At 58.9% G+C, this 18724-nt stretch carries 19 protein-coding genes; 6 read left to right on the forward strand and 13 right to left on the reverse strand.

The window, feature by feature from the left end:
• Nucleotides 1-153: 153 nt before the first annotated feature.
• The 3 genes from AC1VNY_RS04325 (at nt 154) to AC1VNY_RS04335 (ending at nt 3004) form a co-directional block, all read left to right on the forward strand.
• Nucleotides 154-459 (forward strand): hypothetical protein, encoded by a 306-nt coding sequence (locus AC1VNY_RS04325; RefSeq protein ID WP_482404223.1) that lies wholly within the window; start codon nt 154-156, stop codon nt 457-459.
• 173 nt (nt 460-632) lie between these two features.
• Nucleotides 633-1535 carry a c-type cytochrome gene (locus AC1VNY_RS04330; RefSeq protein WP_482404224.1) on the forward strand — a complete coding sequence of 301 codons (903 nt, stop codon included), beginning with the start codon at nt 633-635 and terminating at the stop codon, nt 1533-1535.
• Between the two features lie 5 nt (nt 1536-1540).
• Nucleotides 1541-3004 carry a multicopper oxidase family protein gene (locus tag AC1VNY_RS04335; protein WP_482404225.1) on the forward strand — a complete coding sequence of 488 codons (1464 nt, stop codon included), beginning with the start codon at nt 1541-1543 and terminating at the stop codon, nt 3002-3004.
• A gap of 275 nt (nt 3005-3279) precedes the next feature.
• Here AC1VNY_RS04335 and AC1VNY_RS04340 read toward each other — a convergent pair whose 3' ends face one another.
• Entirely contained in the window at nt 3280-4212 is a 933-nt protein-coding gene (locus AC1VNY_RS04340) for a LysR family transcriptional regulator (RefSeq protein WP_482404226.1), read from the reverse strand.
• Nucleotides 4213-4307: 95 nt separating this feature from the next.
• Between AC1VNY_RS04340 and AC1VNY_RS04345 the strand changes: the two genes are divergently transcribed.
• Together AC1VNY_RS04345 and AC1VNY_RS04350 are read left to right on the forward strand one after the other, a co-directional pair.
• A complete protein-coding gene (locus AC1VNY_RS04345; RefSeq protein WP_482404227.1) occupies nt 4308-5285 on the forward strand; it encodes a Bug family tripartite tricarboxylate transporter substrate binding protein in 978 nt (325 codons plus the stop codon).
• Nucleotides 5286-5307: 22 nt separating this feature from the next.
• Complete coding sequence (locus AC1VNY_RS04350; RefSeq protein ID WP_482404228.1) at nt 5308-6255, forward strand: ABC transporter substrate-binding protein; 948 nt, start codon at nt 5308-5310, stop codon at nt 6253-6255.
• A gap of 274 nt (nt 6256-6529) precedes the next feature.
• On the opposite strand, the gene AC1VNY_RS04355 is transcribed toward AC1VNY_RS04350, so the two are convergent.
• Together AC1VNY_RS04355 and AC1VNY_RS04360 are read right to left on the reverse strand one after the other, a co-directional pair.
• Nucleotides 6530-6937 carry a hypothetical protein gene (locus AC1VNY_RS04355; protein ID WP_482404229.1) on the reverse strand — a complete coding sequence of 136 codons (408 nt, stop codon included), beginning with the start codon at nt 6935-6937 and terminating at the stop codon, nt 6530-6532.
• 14 nt (nt 6938-6951) lie between these two features.
• Nucleotides 6952-7152: a hypothetical protein gene (locus AC1VNY_RS04360; RefSeq protein ID WP_482404230.1), complete on the reverse strand. Its 201-nt coding sequence runs from the start codon at nt 7150-7152 to the stop codon at nt 6952-6954.
• Between the two features lie 267 nt (nt 7153-7419).
• Here AC1VNY_RS04360 and AC1VNY_RS04365 point away from each other — a divergent pair, with 267 nt between their 5' ends.
• On the forward strand, nt 7420-7833 hold the full coding sequence (locus AC1VNY_RS04365; protein WP_482404231.1) for a hypothetical protein: 414 nt from the start codon (nt 7420-7422) through the stop codon (nt 7831-7833).
• A gap of 869 nt (nt 7834-8702) precedes the next feature.
• On the opposite strand, the gene AC1VNY_RS04370 is transcribed toward AC1VNY_RS04365, so the two are convergent.
• From AC1VNY_RS04370 to AC1VNY_RS04415, 10 genes are all read right to left on the reverse strand, one after another.
• On the reverse strand, nt 8703-9131 hold the full coding sequence (locus AC1VNY_RS04370) for a hypothetical protein (protein WP_482404232.1): 429 nt from the start codon (nt 9129-9131) through the stop codon (nt 8703-8705).
• A 240-nt stretch (nt 9132-9371) separates the two neighbouring features.
• Entirely contained in the window at nt 9372-9590 is a 219-nt protein-coding gene (locus AC1VNY_RS04375) for a hypothetical protein (protein ID WP_482404233.1), read from the reverse strand.
• A 2160-nt stretch (nt 9591-11750) separates the two neighbouring features.
• A complete protein-coding gene (locus AC1VNY_RS04380; RefSeq protein WP_482404234.1) occupies nt 11751-11957 on the reverse strand; it encodes a hypothetical protein in 207 nt (68 codons plus the stop codon).
• Nucleotides 11958-12637: 680 nt separating this feature from the next.
• Nucleotides 12638-12991 (reverse strand): hypothetical protein, encoded by a 354-nt coding sequence (locus AC1VNY_RS04385; protein WP_482404235.1) that lies wholly within the window; start codon nt 12989-12991, stop codon nt 12638-12640.
• Nucleotides 12992-12999: 8 nt separating this feature from the next.
• Entirely contained in the window at nt 13000-13176 is a 177-nt protein-coding gene (locus tag AC1VNY_RS04390; protein ID WP_482404236.1) for a hypothetical protein, read from the reverse strand.
• A 150-nt stretch (nt 13177-13326) separates the two neighbouring features.
• Nucleotides 13327-13842 carry a hypothetical protein gene (locus tag AC1VNY_RS04395; protein ID WP_482404237.1) on the reverse strand — a complete coding sequence of 172 codons (516 nt, stop codon included), beginning with the start codon at nt 13840-13842 and terminating at the stop codon, nt 13327-13329.
• A 1859-nt stretch (nt 13843-15701) separates the two neighbouring features.
• Nucleotides 15702-16043 carry a hypothetical protein gene (locus AC1VNY_RS04400; RefSeq protein WP_482404238.1) on the reverse strand — a complete coding sequence of 114 codons (342 nt, stop codon included), beginning with the start codon at nt 16041-16043 and terminating at the stop codon, nt 15702-15704.
• Nucleotides 16009-16188, reverse strand: coding sequence for a hypothetical protein (locus tag AC1VNY_RS04405; RefSeq protein ID WP_482404239.1), 180 nt, complete (start codon nt 16186-16188; stop codon nt 16009-16011). Before AC1VNY_RS04405 ends, AC1VNY_RS04400 begins: the two co-directional genes overlap by 35 nt.
• Entirely contained in the window at nt 16185-16499 is a 315-nt protein-coding gene (locus AC1VNY_RS04410) for a hypothetical protein (protein ID WP_482404240.1), read from the reverse strand. The genes AC1VNY_RS04405 and AC1VNY_RS04410 overlap by 4 nt, the downstream gene beginning before the upstream one ends.
• A gap of 399 nt (nt 16500-16898) precedes the next feature.
• Nucleotides 16899-17354, reverse strand: a complete 456-nt coding sequence (locus AC1VNY_RS04415) for an Hsp20 family protein (protein WP_482404241.1) — start codon at nt 17352-17354, stop codon at nt 16899-16901.
• Between the last annotated feature and the right edge of the window lie 1370 nt (nt 17355-18724).

Raw genomic sequence — 18724 nt, forward strand, 5'->3', positions numbered from 1 at the left:
TAGTATGTTTCGCTTAGGAATGGCGTGCCGAGCCTCTTCCTTCCAACGATGTAGTCGGCGGGGGCACCCCAACTTCTCGAGAATACCCTGTGCACGATTGTAAACAGAAGCGAAATACGAATTTTAGCTATCGATTTAAAGGAGGATGATACGATGGTTAAAGCCGATACGACTTCTCTCACTAGCAATTCCGGTAGCGCTTTTACCTTCGGATATTTGGCGCTGATCGCGGTCCTGACAGGGTTCGGACTGTATGCTGCGTTGACAGTCGCACCGGCGGAGCGCGCGGTGGCTCAACAGCAACTCGCTCAAGAGATTGCTGACGAGAACCGCGTATTTTGCGAGATCTTCGGAATGCGCGGTGGGACCGGCGAGTTTCGTGCGTGCAGCGAGCAGTTGGCAATTATCCGGCACAAGCAAGCTGACCGGGACCGCGCCGCGGAAGCGGGTATCCTCTGACAATTCCCTGAGATTGCGCGGGCGTCGAATAGTCCGACGTCATCGACCGTTGTTGATCCGACGGCGATCAGTAGCGGTCGAGCTAAGGGACTTCCGCTATTGCTCGACAAGCCGACGTTCGGATCGTCAAACGAAGCTGAGCGGGCCGCGCGACGCGTCTGAATGGAGGAAACATGAAAACCTTCGTCGTGACTTTCATCGTGAGCGTCGCATTCCTAGGTCATTCGTCCCAGTCGGCCAGCGCTCAGGATCAGCAAGCCTTGAGGGCTCGCGGCGAATATTTGGTGAACGGCCCCGCCGCATGCGGCAACTGCCATACGCAGCGCGCTGCAGATTTCTTCGCTGATCAGAGCAAGTACCTGGCAGGCGGCAATAGAATCGAAGACGTGCCTGGCCTCGCATTTTCCAAGAACATCACGCCCGACAACGACACCGGCATCGGGTCGTGGACGGACGAGCAGATCATCCGCGCCATCCGCGAGGGCGTCACGCGCGAAGGCAATCTCCTCGGCCCGCCCATGCCGATCAGCTACTTCAACAAGATGTCGGATGACGACGTGAAGGCCATTGTGGCCTATCTGCGGACGGTCAAACCGATCCGTAACGAGGTGAGGGAATCGAAGTACGAGATTCAGCTCCACGCAGAACCACCCGCGAAAGGCCTTCCGGCCCCGCCGACGACCGACAAGGTCGCATACGGCGCCTACGTGGCGGGCCTCGCGCATTGCCTCGGGTGTCATACGCCGCCGGGAGCGAACGGCGCGCCGAATTACGACCATCTCAAGGGTGCGGGCGGCCGGTCTTTCCACCCGATCGCCGATAAACTGGTTCGCAGCGCCAATATCACGTCGGACAAGGAGACGGGCATTGGCAGCTGGTCCGATGCCGAGGTCAAACGAGCGATCACCGAGGGTATCGACAGGGATGGCAGGCGGCTGATCCCGCTGATGCCGTACCCCTATTTCAAGAACATGACACCCGAGGATCTTGACGCCGTGGTCGCCTATATCCGCACCCTGCCGGCGATCAGCAACGAAGTCGTTCCCAATGCTTCCCTGGAGTCCTACTTGAAATAGGCGCCATGAACGTGCTTACACGCAGGCAATTCGTCGCGGCCGCCGCGAGCTCCACCGCGGCGCTCGCATTTACAGGTGCAAGCGAGTCGCCGGCCTATGTCCGCCGGCTCGGGCCCGCCGTCAGCATGGCCGGTGACAAGACGATCGCCGTTCCGTTAATCGCGGCGCAACGGCCAACGTCACTGCCCTGCTTTGCGGGCCAGGCTCTGCCGCTGTGGACGTTTGCCGATGGCGCGTGGCCGTCCGTCATCCGACTCAAAGTGGGCGACCGGTTGGAGGCGACGCTCGATAATCTGCTGCCCGGCGGCCAATCGACCTCGATTCATTGGCACGGGATAAGGCTACCAAACGACCAGGACGGCGTCCCTTATCTGGTTCAGCCGCCCGTGCAACCCGGCGAACGCTTCTGCTATGTCTTCACGCCCCCCGACGCCGGCACCTACTTCTTCCACACGCATTGCAACACCGTGGAACAACTGGGGCGAGGGTTGGAAGGCATCCTGATCATCGATGGCGATACGACGGAGCCTTACGACGCGGACACGATCCTTCTGCTCCGCGACTGGATGATCGATCTCGACGCCGGCGAGTTCATGCCCTTCTATACGCTGCGCGGAGCCGGACGCGCCGGCACCTATGGGCGAATTCGCAGCGTCAACGGCGCGATCAATCCCGAAATCCCGCTCCCGTCGGCGGGAGATTGTCGCCTGCGCCTGATCAACTCCGATCCGACGCGTATCATGCAGATCGCGCTCGACGGAGCCGACGCAGCTGTCATTGCGATCGACGGAATCGCAGTTCAGCCCTTTGCATTATCCGTGGCGTACATGGGGCCGGCGACGCGCATCGATCTGGCGGTGCGAGCGCCGGGCGAAGGTCGCGTGGCACGCCTCATCGATCGAGCGAGTGACACGCCCGTGGAGCTCGCGCATTTCGTGGCCTCCGGAAGCACTCGACGTACCGGTCCATTCGATCCCGCTCCGTTGCGTGCATCCTGCATCCCAGAGCCAGATCTTAACAACGCGGTAAGATTGCGTTTTGTCTTCAACGCAGGCGAAGCGGCACAGTTGCTTGCAGCCGCGCTCGATGACGCAACCGGCGCCACGCTAGGTTCGCTTTGCCTCAGCCAAAAAATCTTCTGGACCATCAACGGCCGGGCTTGGCCAGAGCGCGACCATTCCCGGCTGCCCCCTCCGCTCGCGGTGCTCAAGCGAGGCCACTCCTATGTTTTCGAATTGGAAAACAAATCCTCGTTCGTGCATCCCATTCACATCCACGGCCATACGTTCAGCTTTATTCGATCAAACAAGCATTGCAGACCGGCACATCACACCGATACGCTGCTTCTGCTGCCCCAGGAAAAAGCGGAAGTTGCCTTCGTTGCCGACAATCCCGGCGTTTGGATGCTCCACTGCCACGTCATCGAACATCAGGAGAGCGGCATGATGGGTTATTTTTGCGTTGTGTAAGTCATACGTTTCCACTTCACTTTCCGCGAAGCCCATCTTGGCCATGGTCGTAAGATCGGAAAATAGACCGGACATATGAGCGCAAGCGATCCGAGAATGCTGACCGATCCATTCCTTATAAATCGGGGGCCGTCCACATATGAACCAAGCCGCGTAGCGTCTCGGCCGTGCGGCTTCGAAGCCTTTTCGGGCTCTCCATGTCTCCTCTTGGGGTAGAACGACCACTTAGCCGTCAAAGGCCTAGGTCTCGCTTTGACCCTAAGCAGACATTTGCACTACGTTGCCTCTTCCTCGGGCGGGCGAAATGTCTTCGCAGTCTTCCGAACAAGGCTCACGTAGTTGCGAACAACGGGGGATGTATCCCCCCGCCGCAAGCCGATCATCAGCACGGCCTTTGGCTGAACTGCACCTTTGAGCCTGCGGTAAACGACACCATTCATTGTCATGTTCTGCAGGCACGCCGGCACAAGCGACACACCGAGCCCTACTGCCACCAGGCTGAGGGCCGAAGTGATGCGCGGGGCTTCCTGACCAAGGCGCGGAGTGAACCCCGCCCTTAGGCAGGCTGCCATTGTCGCCTCGTAGAATGCGGGTCCGAGCTGACGCGCATAGATAATGAATTGCTCGTCAGCTAAGTCCTTCAGAGAAAGCGACATGGCGCGGCGCCCGCTCCGCGCGAGGGGGTGATCGCTCGGCAATGCCGCGACCATCGGCTCGTTAAGCAGCGGATAAGCGAGGAAGTCCTTCTCCTCATCCATCGCACTACGGAGAAAGGCAATGTCCAGCTGCTGATTCCGCAGGCCAGTGATTGCTTCTGTGCGGAGACATTCGTCCAGGGTCACTGACACCTGCGGGTAAGCCGTCCGGAACGCTCGGATGACAAACGGTACGAAGGGATGAAAGAGTGTTGTGGGCAGGACGCCAATACAGAGGCGTCCTTGCTCGCCCCGCGCCGCGCTGCGTGTCGCTTCGAATGCGCCATCATAGTGCGCGAGCGTCGCACGTGCGCGATCGAGAAAGATGCGTCCGGCCTCGGTTAGCTCGACGCCGCGCGGTTTGCGGCGAAACAGCTGCACATTGAGCTCGTCCTCGATCGCCTTGATCCGCTGGCTGAGCGGCGGCTGCTGCATGCCGAGCCGCTCGGCGGCGCGCGTGATGTGTCCTTCCTCTGCGACAGCCACGAAGTGACGGAGGTGGCGCAATTCCACGACATATCTCCAGCGATATCAATTCTATCGAATGCATATAATACCGCACGGTCGCGCCGGATGATATCTCCTATCCCTCTTGACGGAGGTCTCACATGGTGCTTTTGCGACGCGAATTACTGATGCTGGCGGCAGCTTCGGTTGCAGCAGCTCTGCCGTTATCAGCTTCGGCGCAGGGTTACCCAGCCCGGCCAGTGCGCCTGCTGGTGCCATACGCGCCCGCCGGCCCAGCTGACATCCTCGCCCGCCTTGCCGCTCAGAAGCTCTCCGAGCAACTCGGAAACCAGTTCTATGTCGACAATGTCGGCGGCGCCGGGGGCAATATCGGAATGGGTCAAGGCGCGAGAGCCGTGGCCGATGGTTACACCGTCCTCGTCGTGCCGCCGAACATCGTCGTCAACCCGGCGATGTACGACAAGGTGCCGTACGATCCCTACACGGATTTTGAGCCGGTGACGGTGGCGGTGAGTGCGCCCACGGTGGTGACAGTTCACCCTTCGCTGGCGGCCACGAATCTGAGCGAGCTGGTCGCGGTTATCAAGGCGGGCGGCGCGAAATACAGCTTCGCCTCACCCGGCACCGGCACGCCGCCACATCTTATCGGCGAACTGTTTCGCCTGTCGTTGGGGCTCGACCTCGTGCATGTCCCTTTCAACAGCGCGGGCCAGGCAGTCGCCTCGACGTTGGCGGGTCACACTCCGATCGCGTTCACGTCGTTACCGCCCGCAGTGCCGCAAATCCAAGAAGGAAAGCTCCGTGCGCTTGCCGTCACCAGCAAGACGCGATCGCCAGCGCTGTCCGAGGTGCCGGACACCGCCGAAGCCGGATATCCGGAGATTCAATGCGAGGGTTGGTTTGCGTTCGTCGTTCCGGCCGGAACGCCCAGGGAGGTCATCGCGCTGCTCAACCGCGAGATCATTCGCGCCATGGCTCTCCCCGACATCAAGGAGAAAATGGCAGCGCTTGGGTTCACAGTCGTCGGTTCCACTCCGGAGGACTCCGCGGCGCTGTTTCGCGCCGAAAGTGCCAAATGGTCCAAGGTTATCCGCGAGGCTGGCATCAAGGCAAACTGACTGCTCAGCGGAGGATATCGTCATGCGTGATCGTGTGCCTGTTGTCGGCATCATCGCAGCCGGTGGGGCCTCATCGGTGCCGCGGTTCAAGGATGGCATGCGCGAGCACGGCCTGGTCGAGGACGAAAATGTCGCATTCCACGAACGGATCACTCATGGTGACTCGACGAGACTCGTTGGATACGCGCAGGACATGGTTCGGCTCCGTGTCGATCTGATTGCAGCGGTCGGCGCAGTGACCGCCCGCGCAGCGAGAGCTGCCACGACCGCGATTCCGATTGTCTATTCGGTGGTCGTACAGCCGGCCGGTGACGAGCTTGCTGGTTCTTCGGGCGATCCTTTCCCGAACATGACTGGCGTTACGACCTTTGACGATGGCCAGGCAGCGGCCCAGATCGCGCTACTCCGCGCGATCAAGCCTGACCTTGCGAGGGTCGCCTATCTATCCGACGCAGCTGTCTCCGATTGCCTTCGCAACGCCAGCATGCGCGCCGCGCTAGAAGCCGGTCTGCACGCAATCGACGTGCGTGTCGCCGGGCCTGAGCCCGATCTGCAGATGGCCTTCGCCAGAATGCGGGAAGATGGCACGCAGGCGCTTGTGGCGCTGGGAAACCCGATCATCGGCGTTCATGCCGCCCAGATTGCCGAGCGTGCCCTGTTGCAGAATCTACCGGCCCTACTTGCGCTGGAGCAGGCCGGCACCGGCGGCCTTCTGAGCTACGGAACCGCGCTTGGGCAAGCCGCTCACCGCATGGCGCGGCAAGCCAGCCAGCTCCTTGAGGGCCGTGCCGCAACCGAGTTACCGATCGAGACACTACGTTGCCCGGACCTTGTCGTGGACATGCGCGCTGCGGGCCGCCTGGGCCTAACGATCCCGCCTGAACTGTTGCGGTGCGCGGGCCGAGTTATTCAGTGGCTTGGAGGGACCGTGCGGTCTGCTCATGGCCCATCGCGGCCATCTGCGGCTTAGTGGCCAATGTCTGCTTCTGAGCCAGAAAGAGACGTACATTGGGCCCCGCTGAGCCGAATCAGTCCCAGACCAGGGTAGCGAAGGCTGGGGATCGGATTACCCCAGCTCGTGCAAGATCATGTGTCGCTCGCCGGAGACACTCGCTCACAGGCCTCGCCGTCATTGTATGCCGGCGTCTTCGGGCCTTTGCTGGCCGTCAGCGGTTCAAGAAAGGCTAGGTACGAACCGGGCTCATACGACGGTCGATTTTTCCCGATCCTAGGCGAAGGACGTATCACGACGCCCTTGCCCGTGCTCGTCCACGGGCCGCCCGGCGGCGTTGCAAGCGCTGGCTTCGGGCAGCTCTAGTGGAGGCGAGAAGTCTCGGCGCGGGCCCTGTGGCCGCGAGGCGCTCGACGGGAGCGTCCTCCCGCTCTGCTTGCGGCTCGGAAGGCTTGGCTTCCATGAAGTCGAGCACCTTCCGGCCCCTCTCGGTGATCCGCCATCCGCCGTTCAGGCGCTCGATGAGCGCTTGCGAGAAGAGGTCGAGATAGGGGGCGCGTGCGGCGAGGCGTTTGGTCCGCTCGGCCCAGTCGCGCCCGCTGGTGGCCAGGATGGCAATGTCGCGCTTGAGGTCCGCCATGACGGCGAAGCCATCGGGATAGCCCACCAGGATCTTGAGCACCGTGACCTGGAAGTTCACGTTCCCTATTTCTGCTATCGCCACATCGTCGGCGCGTCGTTAAGCGCCTCGCGATCGACCTTCTTGAGGTTTTCCGGCGCGACGTCTCCCTTGGCTGCAGCTTCCAGAATTCTCGAAGCGACGTGCGCACGAGCACCGGTTTCGAAGCGCGAGACGTCTGCGCAGACATCGTCAAGTACGGCGCGCAAAAGCGCGGTCGTAGCCGGATCGAACATCGGACCCCCCGAAAAACGAGAGGGGAAGCCTAGCGCACACACGTGCACTGGCGAATTCAACATTGTTAACGTCGCCACGTCACACAGCTTTTCTCGCGCCGCAGCATTCCGGTCCGAATTCGCTGCGTGATGGGTGTCGCTGCTCCAGCTCGACGCTCTACGCGGGTCCGACGGCCGAGCTCCCGTTGCCCCTCGTCGCCAGGTCAGCAACCATTGCCTATTTTTCCCGTTATCGGCAGGGGCATGCGCAATATGAAAGGAGTTTTTATGAAGAAAATTGCAATGTCGGCGCTGATGGTCGGCGCCCTCGGCCTGGCATCGGTGGCCACGACGTCTCCTGCCGAAGCTCACTGGAGAGGTGGCCGGGGAGGCTGGGGGCCGGGCATCGCCGGCGGCCTGGTGGCAGGTGCCGTGATCGGCGGGCTTGCCTCCTCGGCGTACGGCTGGGGACCAGGCAACGGCTACTACGACGGTCCCGGCTACTACGGTGCGGGTTATTATGGTGGTCCTTATGCCCACGACTACGGCTACGACGAGCCGTACGGCTACACCACGACATACTACACGGCGCCCGTCTCTTACGGCTATCGCTATCGCCGGGTCGTGCGTCCCGCCTACGCCTATTACGGCGGATCCTATCCGGTCGTGCGGCATCGCTGGCATCGTCACCACCACTGGTGAGACCGGCCGACCGGACGCGACCGTGGCCGCGCTGTGCAGGGCGCGGCCTTTTCCTTACCGCTCGCCACAATCCACTGGTGGATGAGTCGTGCCGCTCGAAGGCGAGCTGCCGCTCAAGTGCTCTCTTCGACAGCTTTGCTGAGCGCCTTCGGCTGAGGACGGGATGCAGCGGAGAGGTGCGCCTCGCTGGTGGATCGCCTGATCTAACTCGGACACGACGTCACCCTGTTCGCGAGCGGCGGTCGTTGAATTGCCCATCAACGAGGCGGCGCATGAAATTGCTTTGCTCACCACGACTAAGCGCGCGTTCCGAGGATACCGCATTGTTTTCCACAGTGTGGATTGCGCCACACCGCGCGACCGTGAATCGCCGTAATCTTCAGTCAAGTTACTCTTTGCCTTCGAGCGCGTCGCGAATGACGGGCTTTCATGCAATGGCTTAAATAGGCGGCCGGGTGCGGATCGAGCTCCGCCGGACAATTGCAAATGCAATGCATGCCGGTATCGCGAATGCGCGAGCAGTTACCACTTCCAAAACCGAAGGCGCGGCTGCTGTGGATCTATTTCGAGCTGAGAAGATCGCCACGGTCGCGGATCGATCACATCATGATTGCCGCTTTTGCGGAAAGAGGCTCACCCTGGTCAGAACGATCATGGAATCTGAAAGTGGAGTTGTCGTTCATACGTTTGAATGCGAGCGGTGCGGGGACCGCACTTGGACCGACTAAGGCGTACGCCGTCGTGCCGGCCAAATCGACTTAAGGCATAGCCCGCTATCACCACAGTTAAAGCAATTGATTTTCATTCGCGCTCGCTCTCGGCGAGAGGCACAGACCGTCGCATAGGCTTGGTTTGCGCGACAGGATTATCTATAACCAAGCTGTCAAATTCCATTTCGCGCGTCCTTTTATAATCGGCTCGTTTGGTAGGCCATCGGCCGGCTCATACCAAGGCGATTTTTCTATTGCTCCTCCTTCAAGGGCTTGCGCCATTAACTGCCCAATCTCCGCTCCAGTTAGAGGAACGAGGGTGCCACCTTCGTTCCTATAAAGCTGGGGGAAGAAATAGAGCGCGTGGATTCGCGGATCATAGCCATCGACGACGAGATAGTACTCCGTCTTGCCAACAGGCCTTCGCCTCTTGACGAGCTTGCGCTCCTGCGTAGTAAGCGCAATTCTGAGCCTTTCCCGCTGCTGACCAACGATTGTCGCCGCTTCCAATAAAATAAGCCAATCTCTCGTCTTTGCGTTGTCTGGATGGATCGGAACAGGGTTGCACTGTGAGTTGAATATGCCCATTCCTCACCTACGGGCCGTAAAGAGGTGAGGTTAGAGCGTTTCTAGAAGCACCTTCGAAGTGTCGTTAGCAACGCGCCGCTCGCGGCAGAGCGGAAGTGGCAAGCGGCCCTGGCTGGCACGTCGCTGGAGCACCGAATCGGCCTCAGCATATCCTCTCGCTGGGGCCGTTTCGCTTCGCAGAACGAGCAGCAGTCCACGGCGTTGGGTCGTCACGTGGGACTACTTGCCAGCCTCAGCACTCTAGCGGGGAGCTGGGGCCTTCTTTGTCAGGGGCCGGTTTTCGCGAGTCGTAAACAGCTTCGCCAAAATCTCAGCCTGCTCTTTTGTCAGCTTCTCGGCGAACGCGCCGTTCTTTTCTATCTGGGCCGGTCCTTTCAGTTCGCTATCGTAGACCATCCATCCGTTGCCACCCTGCCGAACGAGGAAACGTCCCCGCATCGGGCGTCCAATAAATTCCATCTGCAACCACCATCTGCGAAATACGAGCTCGTCGATTAGCTCGAAGGATGGAGCGCTCGGCATTGAACTATGTGAATCGTGACGATCAACTTTGGAAGAGCACCACTTGGCTTTCGCGGCGAACTGAAAACGGCCCCAGCCGGGGGCCGCCAACCCGAACGATACGGGTTTTCCTCTGGCAGTCGAGGGCACCTTGGCTGACCAGAAGCGCCGATTAGACGCTGATCTCCTCTCGATGATGCCTCACGCGCATATTCGGGAAAAGGTGGCAATTGAACAGTTGCGTACTAGCAACGGCGCCGTCGGATCGCACCCGGCCAATCTTTGACGACTGGCCTAATTAACCTAGGATATTTCCATCCGATGCATAGCGCTGCAATCACGCGCCGTGATCGTTGAGTTGATGCCGGAGAGAGTTTTGCCCGCCAAGCCATGCTCCGAAGAGGACGAACAGCAGTTGCTAAAGTTGATGCGAGAGACAATCTTGACGCAGTTGGAGATCGCCTGGAAGCTGGGACGCACGGAGGCTGCGGTAAGCAGTCGGCTTACGATCATCAGAAAGCGGGAGCCGGTTGCCGGCGCCAAAGCAAGACGCACCCGCGGCGTGGCTGCTCAAGGAGGCAATTCGTCCTCTCGAAGGACGACCGGGAAATAGGAACCAAACGGCGGAGCGCTGGTTTTTGCGGGAAGGAAATCATGGCAACTCGGCCTCGGCGCGTCCACCGCGCTGGGGCCTTTTCGCGAAGAGGCCGCCAGCAGGCGGCTTACTCTTTCTCAGGCTCGGTGCTGAACCACAAAAGCGGTTGATCTAAGCGTCGCGGCGATCGATTGAGTTGCGAGCGCGCTATTTGCTCACGCGACTCTTTGACAAGCTGTCTCGCGGTTTCGCGTGCATGGTCGGCGAGCTGGAGAAGGTGGTCGTTTTCCGTGGACGCTCAACGATGCAAAAACGCAAGCAGTTCCCCCGCGCCGGGGCGAATTTAGGACACGCTCGCTGACTTGCCTTTGCAAATGGCAGAGCCTTGAACGGTGATGTCGGCGCGGTAGCGCGAAGCCCCCAGCATGTCTATTTTGGAGGCTGCAAGCCGGGAGAGCGCAACCATTCACTCATGTGAGCAGCCGCATCGGCGTGCCGGGCCTTCTTCAGAAGGATTTCTTTCTCGATACCTGGGGCGAGTGCTTTGCTTCCTCGCGAACGCTTTTGGCCTCTTCCGCAGTTCTTCGAAAAAATCGACGGCGAAAGTGTGCCCTGGCTGATGAGGCCGAGCAGCTAGCGATGGTGGCACACACCGCAGGCCGCCGTGACAACCTGCTCAAAATCGCGAAATGGTACCGTCCGAGGCGCATGTCCTGCGTCGCGCGGCCCCCCGGCCATATTAGACACCTGTCAAGTCGAGGTAATCCGGTAGAGCGGTCTTAATTGCTGAGGCTTCCCGGTAGACTTGACGGCGCGCTTAGCCGGTCGCGCGCTGAGGATGCGGTCCGGGAGAGGACCGCATCCGGAAAGAAGCCCTGACGCCGCTAGCCCCCGTCGGGACTTCTTGCTGCTTGTGCAGGCTCAGAATGTACGAACGCCGCCCGCTTAAAATGCATGCGGACGGCGTCGGTTCTAGCCCCAGGAAGGACCTGCAAAATCCTGGCTAAGCTAAGTCTGCACAAAGGATTAAAAAGTTTAATATCCCTGAAGGGGTAGCCCGCCATGAGAACGGAGGCGTGTCCCGCCTCGTCTATGCTGACCACGCTGGGATGTCCACAAATTGGCGCCAGTCAGTCCCCAGAGGGAAGAAGCCGAATTCCTAGGAAGTCGCCCAGTCGCCAGACGAGCTGACACGCTCGGGACGTGATGAAATCATCGAAGGAGATACGAAAGCTCGTCGGGATGACGGTAAGCCCCGGTATGCGAAGACTTGCGCCGCTATTTGTAGCATCGCGGACTACGCATGACATTGGCTTCATTCGCGCCCAGAAGGAAAGCAGTGCATACCGGTTGATTCGGGATCGCTCGATGTGGCGACGTTCAAATCTCTGCTCTCGTAGAAATACATCGTTCATCGACATTTTCCCGGCCTGCTGGCTCATTGAGCATCCTCGTGGGGATGTGGCCGCCGGGCATTTCACTATGTAAGTCGAGCACATCAATGGAGGAGTAGGTCGAACGGGCTACGCGAACAGGTCTTTTCCCGGCTGCAGCATCCTCACGAACGTCCCGCTCTCGTGGCACTCGAGCCAGCCTTGATCCTTGGCGTATTCCAGACCGGCCCAGTATTCGGCCGGCGTCGCCTTGTCCGGGTAGATCATCGGATAGTTGATCTTTTCGATGTAGATCCGGCCATCCTGGGTCGACTCAAACTCGCGGGCATGCTCCATGATCCGGCGTGCGGCTTCTCTGGGTCGCCCAGCGGCGGTCTTCCGTCATTTTCATCGTCGAAATCCATCGCGCCTTTGCGCAGCGTAGATGTGAGGGGTGTGAATCTGGCTTTCGGCCGGTCGGTGGCTATCAAATTCGCGCCGCAGGGACAGCGCAGTTACGACCATCAACCATATTCTCCGAAACGAGCTTTGTATCGGTCAAATGACCTACAATCTCACCAGGAAGAAGATGCAAGCCTGCGTGCAAGCCAATCCTGAACATTTATAGATACCGCATGTTCTGCGGCAGACATCGCCTGCGGGTCAACGGAGCCTTCTATCGAGGTATTGATCGATTATACGGGCCAGAGCAACCAACACGTCTTTTCGCTTTCCGTCATTCTGTCTTGCCTTCGTCGGGAGCTGGCCGCTGAAGGTGATCGTAGCTACCGGGACGAGAAGATCAAACGTCCTCTTCGGGTCACAAAGTGAAGGGCTGGCGCTATCACCATGTTCAGGCGATCTAGGTCGCTATCGATCAATACGCTGAAGCCGCACTGGGTAATCGGGAGTTCTTTTTGAACCGGCCTTACAGTATTGGCCTAGATGTTCCCTAAGACAGCGCTCCGCCTTTGGGTTTGACGGCCCTTGTTAGCGATGACGAGAAACTCAGCCTCGCTTAATTTGAATGTTAAAGCCTACCGCTGTTCAACCCTAATTCGCCACAGAGCATCGAAAGTATTCTGACGAGACAGCGTCCATTCTTCTGAACCGGTCGGATTGCTGGGCTTCTCTATGAGTGCGCTTGCAAGCTCTTCGATAGGACGAGGCTGCGTCGAAACCCGCACGGGCCATTCCAGTAGTGATTTTGAGAGCGTGGGCCTGCCTTCGTACCAGCATTTTCGTCCGTCGATGAGGCGCCAAGACCAATGCTCGCGCGGATTTGGTGGCATAGCGGCATTGCATTGTTGTTTCGCCTGCGCGCTTGGCAGTCCAATTAATAAAAACGACGTGATGGAAGCCGAAAGAACTAATGGAAATTGTTTCGTCATCTGAGCACTCAGAGACTACTTCGTTGCTGCAATCGGCTCACAGCAACGACCAGATCGGGCCGCTCAAAAAGCTCGACCAACTTGTCGAGAATGCGCTCATTATCGTGGGGACGGGGCTGAAGGTATTCGTTCAGTATGCGTTGGGCCTCGCTGACGGCCTGAAGAGCAAGTTGTTGATCGGTCATCACTTCTTACCCATTCGACTGGTGGAGGATCGCGAGGTCATAGAAAGGCGAAGGATCAAGTCGTCTGTTAGACTTATCCCATCAAATTTTATTTCAACCGAGAGGGAAAGGTCAGCGCTTCTGTCTGAGGATTGCACTTTGGGTATCGCCTCACCGCTGCTCCCGCGCAAGGCACTGCGATTGGCGTATCGCTACACAAACGAAGAAGCCGACAATGCGCTGCAGCGCGATCAAACCCCAGTGCGCGCCCGGGGCAGAGCGACGGATCACGCGATGGGAAAGTCTGCTCGACACTTTGCGGCAGCGGCTCGATGCGAACCCGCTTGCTATGCGCCTTCCTCGCGAGACTGTCGAGCATCCGTCCGGCACGATGAAGGCACGCATGGGAGCGCGCACTTCCTGACCAAAATTTTCCCAAAGGTAGCCGTCGAGATGACCCTCTTGGTCCTTGCCGATAATCTGACCCGAGCAATGAATATCCTGGGGATCAGGCCGATCGCCGCGATTGCGGCCTGACGCTGGCCGAGTTTTGGCTTCAAGACTGCACTGCAAGGCCGTTTTTACACGGCCAAGACCCCGCAACGGAGTTCGATTTGCTTTGCGGAACAGACCAACAAACCGTTCGTTGGCCTTTAGGGTAAGATGTCCGGAGAAGACAAAGGCCATGAAGGCCTCCACCACGCAACCGTGTTCGCGGTCATGCTCGGCATGTCAGCAATTTTCGAAGGCGCAACCGAATGCCCGAGGCGCGGTTGAACTGAGCTGTGGCACAGGGGTGCCGCAGAACCCGTCGCTGCCGAAACTCAACCGCACTAACGCGCAGCGCGAACAGATTCGCAAGACTGCGCTGCCTGAACACAATGAGGTCCAGTTCCAGCTAAAGGCCGCCAGGTCGGCAAAAGACTTTACTCCTGCCATTGGCGAGACCCTTCCGAAAGGCATCAAGGCTCAATCGCTCCAACATCGGTTCTGTCGCAAATGCCGCAATTGCGCGACTACATGTACGTGAAGATGAAGGACCGAGTGCTGATCGTGAACGGCATGACCAACAAGATTGTTGATGTGTTTTCGGAGACGCGGCCCATCTCTTAAAATGCTTTTGAAGTTGGGCCCGGACAGAATGTCGCCTTGTGGCCTTCGCTGACGGTCCGTATGACCATGGCTCAATTGTGCGAAGCGGACCTTGCCTGTTCTGGCCGCCATTGACGCCTTTTGACGCTGAACTGACATCTATAGCTTTCCACAAGCGGCCCCCTTTCTCATACTCGACGCCAGCGAGTGGTAAGTGCGTTGCTAGCACTACGTTTACGTCGTCCGATAGCTCGACACGAAAATCAGCATCTGATCGCTGTCATTGGCTGCAAATTTCATAGGAGGCATATATGAAGCGCCGCATTTTCTGGAGCGCGGGCGTACTCCATGATCCGGCGCGCGGCTTTCTCAGAGTCGAAATAGGGGCGCTCACCCACGTATTTTACTGCTCATCACTCTAGAGAATTAGAAACGGCCCCAGCGACATTTGGGGGCCAAGAGGCGGTCGCTGCGAGCAGAGCAATTGCGAAGATTTCGAAAGGGCATAGCTCCGAAGAGGACGATGCCTACGCGGACGAATGTTTCGGCTCGTGGCACACCCCGACAGTGCAGCATCTGTCACAGCTTAATCTGGGCGCCTTTCGCTGAAAGCGTAATTTATGGCAGATACACGATACACGTAGCTCAAGTGAGGTATAAAACAGGACGTCCAAAGCGCCCTTTAGCGTCCTGGGTCTGGTGCCAGAACTCGATGCTCTTCGGGCTCAGGCCGGCGTCGAACCGCTCAAAGCAGTCGGGCCTTAGCGCCCTCCAGATCGGCCGCCTGCCGTTGCACCAAGGATGGACCGGAAGCGGCAAGTGATGCCGTGCGTCCAGAGAGCCGGCTTTCGTTTCCCCGGCCAGCCTGATCCGGCCGACCGTCTGTCCCTAGTGGATCGCGCCGAAGCCGTTCTACGAAGAGCTGACCCCTTCGAGGATCAGGACACCAAATGTCGGCGTACTTCTCCAACTTTCATCTTCAGTCTCGGAGGTCTATGCCTTCCGCCAACATTGTCACTAGTCGAATAACCGGGGCATTCGAGTGCTCATCTAATGGATTCCTATTGGCCTGTTACGCATGGCGACCTCCCTTAAGGAGCAGCGACAGTTTGGAGCCGTTGTCACCGAGGAACGTATGTTCCAAAAAAACCACGGTAGAATATGCCCTATCGAAGGGTGGACCCCCGAAGAAATTGAACGACTTAAAGCCATAATCGCCGCTCGGGCTAGTGCGAACCGCATCGCGGTCGCACTCAGACGACAAGTTCACTCCGTTCTTGACCGCGGGCGCAGTTATTTCCGGAACCGGACGTCGTGGGGATGATCCGGCAACAGGGTGCGTAATGTTCATTTCGTGTTTTTCTGCTCTAGAACGACGATCGCTGCTACTCGGTGGACAGCGGTTCGGCGACCCGACTTGGCCCCAGCATGATCCGCATGCTGGGGCCACTTCTTCAGGTGAAGTGAGGGGATGTCGCCCCCACAGTTGTTTTCGTCACCAATCGGTTCTTAGTTGATACCGATGCTTCAATGTGAACGTCGTGGCTTGCGGCGTGCTGGATTCGGTTGAGATCGGCGCCGTCCCCGACCGTCGCATGAAGTGTCCAATTCGCGTTCGCTGGAATAACTTCCACATGGCACACATATTCATGCCGGGAAAACTGCGAGTTTCGCGCAGCCCGATCAACTCCAGGTCCTTCATCGATATTGGCGTTCTCATGCCATCTAAGCCTTGCCGCCATGCCTTGATCGGTAACTGGATCAGGCCGCTTGGCCTGGCCGAGCGAGATCAGCAAGCAGCCGTTCCAGGTTGCGCTTCTCTTCTTCGATCCGTTTCGCGAACGTGTCCCGCTCCTGTTCCGATTGGGCCGTGTCCAACAAAAACTGATAGTGACTAATCACCTTCTGGCCTCCATGTATCAGAAATTGCGTCGTGGTCATGGTGAGGCACCTTCCGATCGACTGGCGGTGCCAGATGGTGGCCTCTCATGAACGAGAAGGGGAAAGTCAGCCGCCAGATTTTCCATCGCCGACGATTCCTCGGACAGACGTCGTTCGATAAAGTTGCGCTCGAGGTCGCTCAGCTGTGTGCTGAGCAGCCATCGATACCGCTGGATGTTATTGCGATGCGCCCGAAGCTGTTCGAGCCGGCGGTCGACGATCTCGCGCTTTTCTTTTGTCGATACCTGGCGGGCGCCCCAGCGTGCTTCGATCCTGTCCACGATGTGTTTCGGAAGGTTGATGTCTTTCATGTCACCCTCCTAAGCGGCGAGCGGACGCGCGGTTGAGCAAAGACGACGGGGTCTACCTCCCGGCGGATGATGAGGATCGCTGTCGAGACGGCATAGGGCGTCGAGAATAGCCTCGATCCTGACCGGTGACCGTAGATCCCGAGGTGCCCGTAAGCCTGGGCGGCACGGAATCGCGGCAGCATCAGAGGCCCATGACGCCAGGAGAGCGCGTTTTTCTTCCGTGGTCAGGGATCGATCCGCCAGGACATCTCGGGGATGATTAAACCGCGCCTCATTGCGGTCAGATGTGTTCAAGGAAATGACGTTCGCGGTCGTCGGCCGCATGTTTGCCTCCGTTCCAAGACGAGAATTGAATGATTGAAGCCGCGTGCGGCAGATCCGGACGCGGCTTCGCGGCTGTCAGGCTGCAGCGGACTCGAGCTGTTGCGGCCGGCTCGGCTGCGTCCCGTTGATTGCGATCCGCCGAGGCTTCATGGCTTCCGGAATTTCGCGCGCCAGCTCGATCTTGAGCAGACCGTTGTCGAACGCGGCATCCTTCACAAGAACATGGTCGGCCAGGCTAAATTGCCGTCTGAATCGGCGGGTCGAGATGCCTTGATAGAGGTAATCCCGGTCAGCCTTTTCGACCTTGTTGCCTTCGACCGTCAGGACGTTCTGCTCGGCGGTAACCGAGATCTCGTCCGGCGAGAAGCCTGCGACCGCGAGCGCGATCTGGTAGCGGTCTTCGGAAAGTCGTTCGATATTGTAGGGCGGGTAGTTGTCTTCGGTGGCTCGCTGCGCCGTTTCGGCCAGGTCGAAGAGGCGATCGAATCCAATTGTCGACCGGAACAGGGGAGAGAAGTCGTATGTGCGCATAGCCAAATCCTCCAGAGAGCAAGATGGGTATGAGAAGCACCGGACGCGACCGGTGCCCGTTTGCCCGGACCCATTTGGCGTCCAGGGCGCCGGCACCCTTAACGGATGACCTGCGCGCAGATGGAATTAGAACGCGATTTGGCGGTGTCAAGAACACCAAGCAAAAAAAATGCACAGCGGATAATCGCCTTCGCGCCGTTCAGGGACGGTGCGTCCGTCACATGGTTCAGCGCCGGATGCGTCGGTCTTGCTTAGGGCTGCGACGAACCAGGATAACCCGGGGGAGACCGGACAAACAGGCTGGACGATATCTGCAATCCTCGCGGGCATTGCAGAAGGGAACGATTTTGGGAGTTCCAATGCCGCGGCGTGGTCCGCAGAGGACGAACAGCGACTATTGCAATTGGTCCGGGAAACAGCTCTCACTCAACGCGAGATCGCGCAGAAAACGAGGCGCACCGAGGCCGCGGTCAATCTCCGCCTGGCTCACATCAGACGGCGGACTGTCGAGAAATTGAACCCTATGCGTTAAGCCCGGCTGCTGCGGCATGGGCCGAATTTGGACACGCTCACTGACTTGCCTATCCAAATGCGGAGAGAGTTTCTTTCGCCCATCCCCCGAGCATGTTCGGACACGACCGTATGGACCGAGTGGTGTGGGGGCTTCTCAGCTTCGCTGCAATTTCATCCGTGGCCCTCGTCGTCGGCGTTGGCCTTCTTTTCCTCAAGTAAGCTGATCCCTCATGGGATGACATGACGACTTGGCCTCAGCGGGCAACCCTGTCGCTGGGGCCGTTTCTTTGGCGTTTGCCCTGTCGTGTCGTCGTTCTGCGGACCGAGCCAGTTGTCGGACTTTATCATCTCCAGTTTGAGCAGCCTTAGATTAGCGCTCAATCGGCGCAACCTGGCTCGTGCCCGCTTCGCTGGGGTATTCGGTCGCTCGCCCACGGTCCTTTTCTTCGCCATACCCGCTTTCCCCTTGCGGGAAAGGTTCGTACGTTTTGCGGCCGATGAATGTATCCGGCGGCGGGTTGTCTTTCAGCAACCGGACAGATTCAGCCGAGACCCGGAGGGGCGCATCAATGATGTGCCCGCCTCGCCGTTGGTCGCTATAAATGCGATTGATGACGTGCCGCTGATCGGCTATGGCCGCGCTCCCTCACTCAATGCAGGCGGGAGCACTCTTGGTCGCTCAGCCACCGACGCTCTCGGGCAGAGCCTTTGGCCGGTGGTGAGGATATAATGCACCAAACTAACTTTGGTTTTCTAGGCGCCGATCGATCCTCCGTGTCCGGTCCGCGCTGACAATCTTAAGCAGTTCGTCGGGTTGCCGGAATGCTAATCCGCAGCAGAGGCCCCGACGTGGCGCG

It is taken from the genome of Bradyrhizobium ferriligni (assembly GCF_056837965.1).

Coding starts and splice junctions, on each gene's coding strand:
- AC1VNY_RS04415 (WP_482404241.1), bottom strand. CDS start 17,354: ATGCGCACATACGACTTCTCTCCCCTGTTCCGGTCGACAATTGGATTC.
- AC1VNY_RS04330 (WP_482404224.1), top strand. CDS start 633: ATGAAAACCTTCGTCGTGACTTTCATCGTGAGCGTCGCATTCCTAGGT.
- AC1VNY_RS04365 (WP_482404231.1), top strand. CDS start 7,420: ATGAAGAAAATTGCAATGTCGGCGCTGATGGTCGGCGCCCTCGGCCTG.
- AC1VNY_RS04380 (WP_482404234.1), bottom strand. CDS start 11,957: ATGGAGCATGCCCGCGAGTTTGAGTCGACCCAGGATGGCCGGATCTAC.
- AC1VNY_RS04325 (WP_482404223.1), top strand. CDS start 154: ATGGTTAAAGCCGATACGACTTCTCTCACTAGCAATTCCGGTAGCGCT.
- AC1VNY_RS04385 (WP_482404235.1), bottom strand. CDS start 12,991: ATGACGAAACAATTTCCATTAGTTCTTTCGGCTTCCATCACGTCGTTT.
- AC1VNY_RS04350 (WP_482404228.1), top strand. CDS start 5,308: ATGCGTGATCGTGTGCCTGTTGTCGGCATCATCGCAGCCGGTGGGGCC.
- AC1VNY_RS04345 (WP_482404227.1), top strand. CDS start 4,308: ATGGTGCTTTTGCGACGCGAATTACTGATGCTGGCGGCAGCTTCGGTT.
- AC1VNY_RS04390 (WP_482404236.1), bottom strand. CDS start 13,176: ATGACCGATCAACAACTTGCTCTTCAGGCCGTCAGCGAGGCCCAACGC.
- AC1VNY_RS04360 (WP_482404230.1), bottom strand. CDS start 7,152: ATGTTCGATCCGGCTACGACCGCGCTTTTGCGCGCCGTACTTGACGAT.
- AC1VNY_RS04405 (WP_482404239.1), bottom strand. CDS start 16,188: ATGACCACGACGCAATTTCTGATACATGGAGGCCAGAAGGTGATTAGT.
- AC1VNY_RS04335 (WP_482404225.1), top strand. CDS start 1,541: ATGAACGTGCTTACACGCAGGCAATTCGTCGCGGCCGCCGCGAGCTCC.
- AC1VNY_RS04370 (WP_482404232.1), bottom strand. CDS start 9,131: ATGGGCATATTCAACTCACAGTGCAACCCTGTTCCGATCCATCCAGAC.
- AC1VNY_RS04410 (WP_482404240.1), bottom strand. CDS start 16,499: ATGAAAGACATCAACCTTCCGAAACACATCGTGGACAGGATCGAAGCA.
- AC1VNY_RS04395 (WP_482404237.1), bottom strand. CDS start 13,842: ATGGCCTTTGTCTTCTCCGGACATCTTACCCTAAAGGCCAACGAACGG.
- AC1VNY_RS04375 (WP_482404233.1), bottom strand. CDS start 9,590: ATGGAATTTATTGGACGCCCGATGCGGGGACGTTTCCTCGTTCGGCAG.